This window comes from Kitasatospora sp. NPDC056800 (assembly GCF_042789775.1).
Classification (GTDB): Bacteria; Actinomycetota; Actinomycetes; order Streptomycetales; family Streptomycetaceae; genus Kitasatospora.
Genome location: NZ_JBHUAL010000275.1, coordinates 1 through 10,581 on the forward strand (window position 1 = coordinate 1; position 10,581 = coordinate 10,581).

12 protein-coding genes are annotated in these 10,581 nt (G+C 73.7%); 3 read left to right on the forward strand and 9 right to left on the reverse strand.

Features of this window, described 5'->3' with window-relative positions:
• Nucleotides 1–176: 176 nt before the first annotated feature.
• Entirely contained in the window at nt 177–1,190 is a 1,014-nt protein-coding gene (locus ACFRQN_RS37475) for a hypothetical protein (protein ID WP_117489047.1), read from the reverse strand.
• A 156-nt stretch (nt 1,191–1,346) separates the two neighbouring features.
• Nucleotides 1,347–3,134, reverse strand: a complete 1,788-nt coding sequence (locus ACFRQN_RS37480; RefSeq protein WP_380745040.1) for a diguanylate cyclase domain-containing protein — start codon at nt 3,132–3,134, stop codon at nt 1,347–1,349.
• Nucleotides 3,135–3,496: 362 nt separating this feature from the next.
• On the opposite strand from ACFRQN_RS37480, the gene ACFRQN_RS37485 reads away from it, so the two are divergent.
• Entirely contained in the window at nt 3,497–4,033 is a 537-nt protein-coding gene (locus ACFRQN_RS37485; RefSeq protein ID WP_369808329.1) for a flavin reductase family protein, read from the forward strand.
• An 11-nt stretch (nt 4,034–4,044) separates the two neighbouring features.
• On the opposite strand, the gene arfB is transcribed toward ACFRQN_RS37485, so the two are convergent.
• Nucleotides 4,045–4,479 carry an alternative ribosome rescue aminoacyl-tRNA hydrolase ArfB gene (arfB, locus tag ACFRQN_RS37490; RefSeq protein ID WP_117489044.1) on the reverse strand — a complete coding sequence of 145 codons (435 nt, stop codon included), beginning with the start codon at nt 4,477–4,479 and terminating at the stop codon, nt 4,045–4,047.
• A 98-nt stretch (nt 4,480–4,577) separates the two neighbouring features.
• Between arfB and ACFRQN_RS37495 the strand changes: the two genes are divergently transcribed.
• Complete coding sequence (locus ACFRQN_RS37495) at nt 4,578–5,075, forward strand: hypothetical protein (protein ID WP_369808326.1); 498 nt, start codon at nt 4,578–4,580, stop codon at nt 5,073–5,075.
• Nucleotides 5,076–5,209: 134 nt separating this feature from the next.
• Nucleotides 5,210–5,785 (forward strand): TerD family protein, encoded by a 576-nt coding sequence (locus ACFRQN_RS37500; RefSeq protein WP_117489042.1) that lies wholly within the window; start codon nt 5,210–5,212, stop codon nt 5,783–5,785.
• Nucleotides 5,786–5,873: 88 nt separating this feature from the next.
• Here ACFRQN_RS37500 and ACFRQN_RS37505 read toward each other — a convergent pair whose 3' ends face one another.
• The 6 genes from ACFRQN_RS37505 to folP all read right to left on the reverse strand — a co-directional run bounded on the left by ACFRQN_RS37505 (nt 5,874) and on the right by folP (nt 10,562).
• A complete protein-coding gene (locus ACFRQN_RS37505) occupies nt 5,874–6,974 on the reverse strand; it encodes a hypothetical protein (protein WP_380745043.1) in 1,101 nt (366 codons plus the stop codon).
• Between the two features lie 214 nt (nt 6,975–7,188).
• Nucleotides 7,189–7,677 carry a DUF3180 domain-containing protein gene (locus ACFRQN_RS37510; RefSeq protein ID WP_049654061.1) on the reverse strand — a complete coding sequence of 163 codons (489 nt, stop codon included), beginning with the start codon at nt 7,675–7,677 and terminating at the stop codon, nt 7,189–7,191.
• Between the two features lie 178 nt (nt 7,678–7,855).
• Nucleotides 7,856–8,455, reverse strand: coding sequence for a 2-amino-4-hydroxy-6-hydroxymethyldihydropteridine diphosphokinase (gene folK / locus ACFRQN_RS37515; protein ID WP_049654060.1), 600 nt, complete (start codon nt 8,453–8,455; stop codon nt 7,856–7,858).
• Between the two features lie 120 nt (nt 8,456–8,575).
• Nucleotides 8,576–8,935: a dihydroneopterin aldolase gene (gene folB, locus ACFRQN_RS37520; RefSeq protein WP_049654068.1), complete on the reverse strand. Its 360-nt coding sequence runs from the start codon at nt 8,933–8,935 to the stop codon at nt 8,576–8,578.
• 246 nt (nt 8,936–9,181) lie between these two features.
• The gene (locus ACFRQN_RS37525) at nt 9,182–9,661 is read right to left on the reverse strand and encodes a nuclear transport factor 2 family protein (RefSeq protein ID WP_049654066.1); all 480 of its coding nucleotides are present in this window, start codon (nt 9,659–9,661) and stop codon (nt 9,182–9,184) included.
• A gap of 28 nt (nt 9,662–9,689) precedes the next feature.
• Entirely contained in the window at nt 9,690–10,562 is an 873-nt protein-coding gene (gene folP / locus ACFRQN_RS37530) for a dihydropteroate synthase (protein ID WP_049654059.1), read from the reverse strand.
• Between the last annotated feature and the right edge of the window lie 19 nt (nt 10,563–10,581).

Below are 10,581 nucleotides of genomic sequence, written 5' to 3' on the forward strand. Positions count from 1 at the left end.
CCGACCTGGTCGTGGTCGACTCGGAGGGCTACGACCTGGTCGCGGTGATGCGCCGCGGCCGGTGGATCGTCGGCGGCGAGAGGTTCTCCACCGTCGAGCCCGCCTGAGCGACGCCGACGGCCGCCCTCCCCCACGCGGGGACGGGCGGCCGTGGTGTGTCCGGAGGAGGGGCGGGCTCAGCCGCCCGGCTCGATGGTGATCTGGTCGACCAGGACCGCGCCGGAGGGCACCGTGAGGGTCACCGTGTTCGGCCCGGCCTGGAACTGCGGCAGTATCCAGGTGCTGTACCAGGCGGAGGTCTGGTCCTTGGGCTGCGGCCCGTAGATCCTGTACGTCACCCCGCTCGGCCAGTCCTTGCCGTTCACCGCGGCCGAGCCCTTGAACTCCGCGCCCGAGTAGTTGTAGTGCACGGTCAGCTTGTACGACCCGGCGGTGGCGATCTCGCCGGTCCAGGTCACCGAGCCGCCCGGCTGGAGCGTCAGGTAGCTGCCGTCGGCCGATTTGGCGCCCTTGACGGTGTTGCCGGAGGGCGCGTTCTGCCCCTGGAGCTGGCCCGCGTCCACGGTCGTCGGTCCGGAGACCGGGGTGGCGCTCGCCGAGGGGGAGCCGCTGGCGGTCGTGGCGGTCGGCCCCGGGGTGGTGGGGGCCGGCGGGGCGGTGGTGGCGGTGCCGCCCTTGCCGGTCTTGTTGTCGTCCGGGTCCCCGGTGGAGAGGGCTATGCCCGCCCCGATCGCTATCGCCGCGACCACGGCCACCGCGCCGATCACCGCGCCCTTGCTCCGGCCGCTGCTGCGCGGCTCCTCCCCCGGCTGCGGCCGGGAGTGCTCGGCGTAGCGGGTCTGCTGCGTGGGCGCCGCACCGTACTCGGGCTGCTGCGGCGGGCCGGGCTGACCGTACGGGGCCTGCGGCTGGCCGCCCGGGTACTGCGGCGGCATGCCCTGCTGGCCGTACGGCTGCTGCTGTTGCTGCTGTGCCCGCGGCGGGTAGCCGTACTGGGCGCGCCCGACCTCCATCGGGCGGCTGTACGGCGTGCGCGGGACCCCCTGCTGCGGCTCGGCCGGCTGCCCGGTGGAACCGTCGGCCGGGCGGTAGAGGTAGCCGAACGGGTCGTCGTCCTGCGGGGCACCGCCCCCCTGGCCCTCGGGCACTCCGTTGCTGCCGGCGGTCGTCACGGTGGTCTGCTCCCCCATCCGGTGCGCCGCCTGCTGCGGGCGGCGCAGATCATGGACGCTGTCGTACCGGGAACCCTACCTGCCGTATGTGACGGCGGGAAAAGAACCCTTGACAACTCACGGGTAACCGGGACCGACCAGGGCCGGCCCGGGCCCGCGGGGGCCGCCGCCGGCTCAGCCCGCGCGCCGGTGCGAGCGCTCGCCGCGCGCCCCGCGCACCGCCCCGCCCCGGGCCCGCTTCTCGTCGTACATCCGCTCGTCCGCGGTCTGCAGCACCTCCTCGATGCTCATCCCGCAGCCGGCCCAGCCGACGCCGAGGCTCACCCCCACCCGCATCGCCCGTCCGTCGATCCGCATCGGCGGGATGATCGCGCCCCGCAGCCGGTGGGCGAGGTCCTTGGCCTCCTCGCGGCCGATCCCGTCCGCCAGCACCACGAACTCGTCGCCGCCGAGCCGGGCCACCGTGTCGCCGTCCCGGACGGCCTGGCTCAGCCGCCGGGCGACCTCGACCAGCACCGCGTCGCCCGCGTTGTGGCCGAACCGGTCGTTGATCGACTTGAAGCCGTCCAGGTCGCAGAAGAGCACCGCGAGCCCCTTGTCCACCGCCGCCGCGGTGCCCGAGCGGAACGGCGCCGACCAGGCCTCTCCGCCCGGCCCGTACTCGGCCGGGACCACCGCGTGCACGTGCTCCCCGAAGCCCGGGCCGAGCCCGCCCGGCAGCCCCTCGGGCAGGCCGTAGCCGTGCGCCGGCCCGGCGTACCGGTCCGCGCCCTCCAGCCCGTCGTGCGCCGCGTGCGCGCTGTAGGAGTCGGCCGGGTAGCCGTACGGCTGCGGGTAGGCCACCTCGACCTGCCCGCCGGTGGCGCCGACCGGCTGCGGCTGGGCGCAGAGCCGGCGGGCCAGCCGGGCCTTGAGCTCGGCGCCGTTCGGCAGCCCGGTCAGGGCGTCGTGGCTGGCCCGGTGGGCGAGCTGGAACTCGTGCCGCTTGCGGTCCTCGATGTCCTCGACGTGGGTGAGCAGGAAGCTCGGGCCCTCGGCCGCGTCCGCGACGATCGAGTTGCGCAGGCAGACCCACTGGTAGCCGCCGTCCCGCCGGGACAGCCGCAGCTCCGCGCGGCCGCTCTCGGCGCTGGTGCGCTCCAGCAGCGCCCGGTCCTCGGGGTGCACGAGGTCGGCGAAGCTCTGCTGGCGCAGCACCGCCCGGGGCCGGCCGAGCAGTCGGCAGAGCGCGTCGTTGACCCTGGTCAGCTGGCCGCGCCCGACGCCGTGCAGCTCGGTGATCGCCATCCCGCTGGGCGCGTACTCGAAGGCCTGGCGGAAGCTCTCCTCGCTGGCCCGCAGCGCCTGCTGCTCCTTCTCCAAGCGGGCCAGCGCGCGCTGCATCTCGGCCCGCAGCCGGGCGTTGCCGATCGCGATGGAGGCCTGCAGCGAGAACATCTCCAGCGCCTCGCGGGTCCAGGCGCCGGGCCGCTTGCCGCTGCGCGGGCGGTCCACCGAGAGGACGCCGAGGAGGTCGCCGCCGGCGCTGTACATCGGGGCGAGCAGCCCGTCGGCGGGGTGCCAGTCGTTGGCGTACACCGGCAGCGGGCCGTCCCCGATCCAGCGCGGGATGTCGCTGGCGACGGCCCAGCCGCGGTCGTACGGCAGGAAGCGCAGGGTGCCCCAGTGGTCGCTGACGCCGAGCAGCCGGTCCCAGGACTCCCGGGAGCCGACCTGGCCGAGCAGGACGGAGGGGCCGCCCATCGGGCTCTCCTCCAGCTCCCAGACGGCCGCCACCACGAGGTCGCCGTCGGGCCGGACGAGGCTGACCGCGGCGGCGTCGAAGCCGAGCCCGTGCACCGCGCCCTCGACCACGGCCTGGAGCGTGCCAGCGAGGCTGCGGGCAGCGTTGAGGTCCGCCACGACCCGGTGCAAGGTGCGGAGGGTCGCGAGACGGACGTACGGCTCCGACTCGGCTTCCATGCGGGGGCTCCCCGGCTGCTTCGGATAGTTCTTGATTGGTTATCGTCCGATTGCCAGAAGAACTGAATCACAGGGAGCACAGCGCTCGGCACGCTCGGTCAGCAATAGGCCATCACTTGTGACTTAAATCACACGAGACTAATGCGCCCTTAATCAGTTCATCTGTCCCGTAGTGGGACATACAGCGCCATCGGAACTTTTCTGGTGGTCGACCGCATTGGCCGCCGACTGAAGCCGACTGCGCCCGCCAGTCCGGTCGCTTCACTCCTGAGGGTGAGTTCGGCCACCGGGCGTAACCCTTCGGCCGGACCGCCGGTCCTACGACCAAGGCCCGATGCCGTTCCTCCCGGGTGACGACTACCGTGCGGTACGTGTACCCGTCGCCGCAGCCCGAAGCTGCCCCCCACGCCACGCCCGACGAGTTCCGGGCTGCCCTCTCCCAGCTCGCCGCCGGCGTGAGCCTGGTGACCGTCCACGACCCGGAGGACGGCGAGGACGTCGGCATGACCGCCACGTCCTTCCTCTCGGTGTCGCTGGAGCCGCCGCTGGTGCTGATCTCGGTCCGCGAGGACTCCCGGATGGACGAGGTGCTCTCCCGGGTGGACACCTGGGCGGTCTCGGTGCTGACCGAGGGACAGAAGACGCTCGGCTCCCGGTTCGCCATGAAGGGCCGGCTCAGCGACCGGCTGCTGTTCGCGGACACCCCGCACCACCGCGGCCCGCGCACCGGCGCCCCGCTGGTCGACGGCGCGCTGGCCACCGTCGAGTGCCGCACCGAGCAGCGGATACCCGCCGGCGACCACACCCTGCTGCTCGGCCGCGTCCTGGAGGCCACGGTGCCCGACCCCGGCGGCCGCCCGCTGCTCTACTTCCGCGGCGGCTACCGCACCCTCGGCTGAGGCCGCGCCGGCTACTCGCCGCCCCGCGGCGCCCGGCGGCCCTGCTTCAGCTCGGAGCGGTGCTTCTTGTTCTCCAGCCGCCGCTGGACCATCCCCCGGCTCGGCCTGGTCGCCCGCCGGGCCTTCGGCGGCGGCGCGCACGCCTCGGTCAGCAGCGCCGACAGCCGGGCCGCGGCCGCCTCCCGGTTGCGCCACTGCGAGCGGAACTCCGAAGCCTGGACCACCAGTACCCGGCCGTCCACCAGCCGGCCGGCCAGCCGCTCCAGCGCGCGCTCGCGCCACACCTCGGGCAGCGCCCTGGTCGAGGCCAGGTCGAAGCGCAACTCGGCCTTGGAGTCGGAGGTGTTGACGTGCTGGCCGCCGGGGCCGGAGGAACGCGAGAAGCGCCAGACGAGCTCGGCGTCGGGGACGACCACCGACCCCCGTACGCGGATGGGCTCGGACATGCGCCCATCATCCCGCGCCCGGCCCGTCCGGTCACCCGGATATCGGTACGCCCCCCGCTTCCGCACCCGGTTACCCCCGGGCGCCCCGAGCCCCGACAATGGCGTACGTGATCGAGCTCGGCTACTCCCTCTCCAACCGCTTCCCCGACCCCCCGCAGACGGACTACCGCACCGCGTCCGTGCACGCCCTGCGGTACGACCTGTTCTGCGGCGACGTCTACCTGGACGGCGAGGGCTCGGAACTGTCCACCGCCTGGGGCTGGGTGCCCGTGCTCGACTTCGCCTGGGCGCTGTGCGACGTCGCCGAACTCCTGGACCGCGACCCGGACGGCGTCCGGGCCGCCCGGGTGCAGACCGCCGACCTCGACTTCACCCAGAACACCGAGCTGCTGCGCTTCGCCCGCCGCTTCAACTGGGTCGAGGTCACCGCCACCTGGCTGCCGGACGAGCCGCCGGTGGTGGTCCGCCACGGCGAGCTGCGGCGCGAGGCCCGGGACTTCCTCCAGGACACCCTGGCCGACCTCTTCGACATGCACCCCGACCTGGCCGACAACCCGAACATCTGGACGCTGCAGGGCCGGTTCCGGCGCATCTGACACGTCCTTTGCCCGGTCTTTTCCCTCCGTTGGGCGCCCACGAAGAATTCACGGCCCCTGCGGAACCAAGCCACTGCGGTATTGCGTTGTCCCGGGAAATAGCGAACGAAGCGAACGAAGGGACTGCAATCGTCATGCCAGTGAGCCTCTCCAAGGGTGGCAACGTCTCGCTGACCAAGGAGGCCCCCGGCCTGTCCGCGGTCACCGTCGGCCTGGGTTGGGACGTCCGCACCACGACCGGCGCCGAGTTCGACCTCGACGCCAGCGCGATCGTCCTGAACGCGGACGGCAAGGTGCTGTCCAACGGCCACTTCGTCTTCTTCAACAACACCAGCACGCCGGACAACACCGTCGTGCACACCGGTGACAACCGCACCGGCGAGGGCGTGGGCGACGACGAGTCGATCAACATCAACCTGGCCGGCCTGCCGGTCGAGGCCGCCAAGATCACCTTCCCGGTCACCATCTACGACGGCACCGCCCGCGGCCAGAACTTCGGCCAGGTCCGCAACGCCTACATCCGCGTGGTGAACGCGGCCGGCGGCGCCGAGATCGCCCGCTACGACCTCTCCGAGGACGCCGCCACCGAGACCGCGATGATCTTCGGCGAGCTCTACCGCAACAACGGGGAGTGGAAGTTCCGCGCCGTCGGCCAGGGCTACGCCTCCGGCCTGGCCGGCATCGCCCAGGACTTCGGCGTCCAGCTCTGACGCACCCGCGGACAACGCCGCGGCGCGGGAAGTCGGTCCGTCCGACTCCCCGCGCCGCGGTTTCTCCGTTTCCGGGGCCCGGCGGGCCTCAGCGCGAGGCGCGCAGCTCCGGCAGCTGGATCAGCTCGGTCTCGTCCTCCGGCGTCAGGTCCACCACGGTCGGCCCGCCCTGCTCCGGCCGCTCGGCCGACTCCGCCGCCCGGGCCTCGGCCACGGCCTTCTCGGCCACCGCCTCGTCGCCCACCACGTCCGCCAGGTCGGCGCGCTCCCCCAGTTCGGCGACGCTGCCCACCGCCGGTGCCGGGGCCGCCGGGCGCGCCGGGGCAGCCGCACCGCGGCCGAAGAAGCTGAAGCCCTGCCCGCGGGCCGGACCGGACTGCGCCGGACGCGGCCGCTGCCGCTCCACCGGCGCGGGCGCCGCGGCCGGCCCGGCCGACGCGCCGCCGAGCTGACCGACCGTCGCGGTCAGCGCCGGACGCACCGGCTCGGGCCGCACCGGCGCCGGGGCCGCCGGAGCCTGCCCCGGGGTCGGCACCGAGGGCGCCACCGGGGCCGGCACGGCCACCGACGCGGCCGGGGCGACCGGCGACTCCTTCGCGGGCTTCCGCAGGGCCACCTCCGCGCCCGCCGTACGCGCCCGCCGGGCCTCCTGCTCCGCCGCGCGGCGCTCCAGCAGCCGCAGCACGGACGCCGCCCGCACGTAGGCGGCCGGGCTGGCCGGGTGCTTCGGACGGCTCGCGGCGAGCGCCTGCTGGGCCGCCTCGGCCTCCTTGAGCGCCTGCTCGGCCACCGCCACGGCCCGCTCGCGCAGCAGCCGGGCGATCTCGGTCTCGGCCTTCGCCAGCCGCGACTTCTCCGCCGTCAGCCGCCGCCCGAACCGGGTGGCCCGCTCCTCGGCGACCTCCGCCGCGTACTCGGCCTCGGCCAGCTGCTCCTCGAACCGCTCCTCGGCGCGCAGCCGCTGGGCCGCGGACGTCTCGGCGGCCGCCCGGGCCGCCTTGTCCCGCTGGCGCAGCAGCAGCGCGAAGCCGAGCGTCGCGATCACCGCCGCGACGCCCACCGAGCGCACCAGGACGGTGTCCTGACTGAAAAGCAGAGCGGCCAGTGCGGCGACCAGCAGCACGCCGGCGGCGGTGGGGGGAAAGACCCGGCCGAGGACGGAGGAATGACGGTGGCGTCCGCGAGACATGTCCAAGAAACTAGCGTGCGAATTGGGGGCCTGTCAGCCCAGGGTCCCCTTCCGCCCTTGACAGGGTGCGGTTTTTACCGCACGTGCCCGGATTCTCACGCAAGATCACGAAGAAAGCCCTGCTCAGCGGTGCCGACGAGGCGGACGGTGCCGGCGGGGCCGTCGAGGCCCCCGTGACGCCCGGGCGGCGCCCCGGCGGGGCCCCGGCCGCGTCTCAGCGGTGCGACGCCGCCGGACCGCCCGGGTCGTCGTGGTTCTCCGGCAGCTTGCACACGTGCTGGATCCAGAGCGCCGCCGCGATCACCGCGGCCCCCGCCAGCACCGCGAGCCCGGCCGTCACGGCCTGGTCCTTGCGGGCCGACACGTCCAGCTCGCCCAGCAGGTAGATCCCGGCCCCCGCGTAGATCCCGGTGACCACCGAGGAGACCAGCGCGCTGGCCTGCCCCAGCACCACCGCCCGGGCCGCCAGCAGCGGGTCGACCCCCTTCGCCCCGGGCTGCCGCTCGCGCACCGCCTTCAGCCGGGCCCGCAGCGACAGCGCGGTCGCCAGCAGGACCACCGCGACCGCCGCCAGCACCACCGGCGCCGCGGCCGGCACCGCCGGCAGCGTGTCCACGGAGGCCCACAGCTTGGAGCCGGCCCAGGACAGCGCCGTCGTGGCGGCGGTGATGCCGATCAGGAGGCGGAGGCGAAGCAGCTTCACTCGGAGGAGGTCCTTCCCGGGTACCCGAACCGGCCGCCCGCCCGGTGGCGCGGCGACGCCAGGCCACCGTACCGGGCCCGGCCGGGCGGGCACCCGCGTGAACGGCGGACACCTACTCGTACGGCCGGGCCCCCGGCCGAGTTCCCCGGGCAACGGCCCCGGTCACCGGCCTCCGGACCTACTCGGGCAGCGTCAGCCCGATGTCCTCGCGGCGCTTCACGCCCTGCGCGTCCGGACCGCCCAGCGCGGTCAGCAGCGCGTCCACCCGCCCGTGCCCGGGCACCTCGGCCTCCGGCTGGGCGTCCAGCCAGGGGGCGAGCACGAAGGCGCGCTCGTGCGAGCGCGGGTGCGGCAGCAGCAGCTGCGGGTCGTCGCTCAGCACGCCCTCGTAGGCCAGGATGTCGACGTCCAGGGTGCGCGGGCCCCAGTGGACGGTCCGCACCCGCCCGAAGGCGTCCTCGATGGCGTTGCCGCGCTCCAGCAGGTCCCGCGGAGGCAGCGAGGTGCGCAGCACCACGACCGCGTTGTAGTAGTTCGGCTGCTCCTCGGGCCCGCCGACGGCCTCGGTCTCGTACACCGCGGAGACGGCCTTGATCTTCAGCCCCGGGGTGTCGGCGAGCGCGTCGACGGCCCCCTGGAGGGTGTCCAGCCGGTTGCCCAGGTTGCTGCCGAGCGCGATCACCGCGCAGCGCTGGCTGTGCAGCGTGGTGTCGGCGGAGTCCACCCGGCTCTCCAGGTCGAACGCGTTCGGCGTGGCGGTCGGGTCACTGGTGCTCATGCGCCCGCCTCGCTTCGCTCAGCAGGGGCACTCACCCATGCGCACCTCTTGATCATCCGCTCGCTTCGCTCGCTCATCGGAAAACGTCCTCTACATCGGATACCGGGCGCGCGGTGGGGGTCATGCGCGGCCCCGGTGGATGGTCACGGTCACGTCGTCGAACGGCACGGTGATCGGGGCGTCCGGCTTGTGCACGGTGACCTCGACCTCCTCGACCGCTTCGTGCTTGAGGCACTGGTCGGCGATCCGCTGGGCCAGCGTCTCGATCAGGTCGACCGGCTCCCCGGCGATGATCGCGGTGACCTCCTCCGCCACCAGCCCGTAGTGCGCGGTGCGGGTGAGGTCGTCTCCGGCCGCGGCGGGGCGGGTGTCCAGGTGGAGCACGAGGTCGACCACGAAGGTCTGCCCCTCGACGCGCTCGCGCTCGAAGACGCCGTGGTGGCCCCGGGCTCGCAGCCCCCGCAGGGTGACGCGGTCCAGCAAACGAATCACTGCTCCCAGTCGGACGGGCCCCGCCCGGAGAAAGGCATGGACGGGCAGGGCGAAGGCGGGCGGCACGCCCGCCACTCCGTTTCGAATCTACCCGCGAGCACGGACAACGCCTGACCGTCCTACCCGGCACGAACCGACGCCACGCGCACCGATATGGCGATTGACGTGAACGTTCGGTGACCACTCGGAAATTCCCGGCGACTTCCCGGCACCGCATTTCCGCAAGTGCCGGAATCAGCTCTCCTCGTCGTCGTCCCCGCTGGTCAGAACGGGTGAACCGTGATGCGACCAGAGCTTCCACCCGGCCGGGGTACGACGGAACAGATTCGTCGACACGACCTTTCCGCCGACCAGCGGCCCGAGTTCCCCCTCCTCCTCCGACTCTCCGCCGGACAGGATGTTCTCGGTGCACGTGACAAGGGCCACATCACCGTGCACCTCGGCCTCGACATCGGTCAGGAAGAACTGGATGTACTCCGTGTTCATCATGATCAGCATGTACGAACGGGTCACCTGGGCCCGGCCGCGGAGCACCGGCCAGCCCGGGTGCACGCACACCACGCCACCCTTGTCGTCGGCGTCCGCGGCGCCCAGCCAGGCGTCCTCGACCGCTTCCAGGTCCCCCCGTTCCAGCGCCTCGTAGAGCCCCTGGTTCGCCGCCAGAACGGCCTCCAGGTCCGCCTCGCGGGCCCGCCCGGCCGTACCGCCGCTCAACCTGCCGTCACCTGTCACAGACCCTCCCTCACCCCAACCGCGCCGCGTGCTGCCAGGCCGCGACCACCCGGACGGCATCCGCCGTGCCGGACACGTCGTGCACCCGCACCGCCCAGGCTCCCGCCCGTGCGGACAGCACCGACACCGCGGCCGTCGCGTCGTCGCGCTCCCGGGCCGGACGCAGTTCCCCGGTTGCCGGGTCGGCGAGCAGCGTACCCAGGAACCGCTTGCGCGAAGCCGCCACGAGCACGGGACGGCCGAGCGCGGTGAGCGCGTCCAGCCGGCCGAGCAGCGCCCAGTTGTGCTCGGAGGTCTTGGCGAAGCCGAGCCCCGGGTCGAGGATCAGCTGGTCCTCCTTGACCCCGGCCGCCAGCAGCGCGTCCACCCGGTCGGTCAGCTCGGCGACCACGTCCCGCACGACGTCGTCGTAGACGGCCATCCGGTCCATGTCGGCGGACTGCCCGCGCCAGTGCATCACCACGAAGGGCGCGCCGGTCTCGGCGACCACCCGGGCCATCGCCGGGTCGGCGAGCCCCCCGGAGACGTCGTTGACGATCGCGGCGCCGGCCTCGACGGCCCGCTCGGCGACCGAGGCGCGCATGGTGTCCACCGAGACCACCACCCCGGCGTCGGCGAGCTCGCGCACCACCGGGATCACCCGGCGCAGCTCCTCCTCCTCGGGGACCCGCTGCGAGCCCGGCCGGGTGGACTCGCCGCCGACGTCCACCAGGTCGGCGCCGCGGGCCCGCAGCGCGAGGCCGTGCGCGATCGCCTTGGCGGGGTCGTGCCACATCCCGCCGTCCGAGAAGGAGTCGGGCGTGACGTTGACCACGCCCATCACGGCGCAGCGCTCCAGTCGCGGCAGACCGGCCGGCAGGGAGAAGGAGGGCGAATCGTTCATGCTTCCCATTATCGAACGG

What these genes read in the sequence shown, in the direction of transcription:
- ACFRQN_RS37505 (WP_380745043.1), bottom strand. Translation starts at nt 6,974, where the DNA reads ATGTCTCGCGGACGCCACCGTCATTCCTCCGTCCTCGGCCGGGTCTTT.
- ACFRQN_RS37475 (WP_117489047.1), bottom strand. Translation starts at nt 1,190, where the DNA reads ATGGGGGAGCAGACCACCGTGACGACCGCCGGCAGCAACGGAGTGCCC.
- arfB (WP_117489044.1), bottom strand. Translation starts at nt 4,479, where the DNA reads ATGTCCGAGCCCATCCGCGTACGGGGGTCGGTGGTCGTCCCCGACGCC.
- ACFRQN_RS37480 (WP_380745040.1), bottom strand. Translation starts at nt 3,134, where the DNA reads ATGGAAGCCGAGTCGGAGCCGTACGTCCGTCTCGCGACCCTCCGCACC.
- folK (WP_049654060.1), bottom strand. Translation starts at nt 8,455, where the DNA reads ATGAGCACCAGTGACCCGACCGCCACGCCGAACGCGTTCGACCTGGAG.
- ACFRQN_RS37495 (WP_369808326.1), top strand. Translation starts at nt 4,578, where the DNA reads ATGGCGTACGTGATCGAGCTCGGCTACTCCCTCTCCAACCGCTTCCCC.
- ACFRQN_RS37500 (WP_117489042.1), top strand. Translation starts at nt 5,210, where the DNA reads ATGCCAGTGAGCCTCTCCAAGGGTGGCAACGTCTCGCTGACCAAGGAG.
- folP (WP_049654059.1), bottom strand. Translation starts at nt 10,562, where the DNA reads ATGAACGATTCGCCCTCCTTCTCCCTGCCGGCCGGTCTGCCGCGACTG.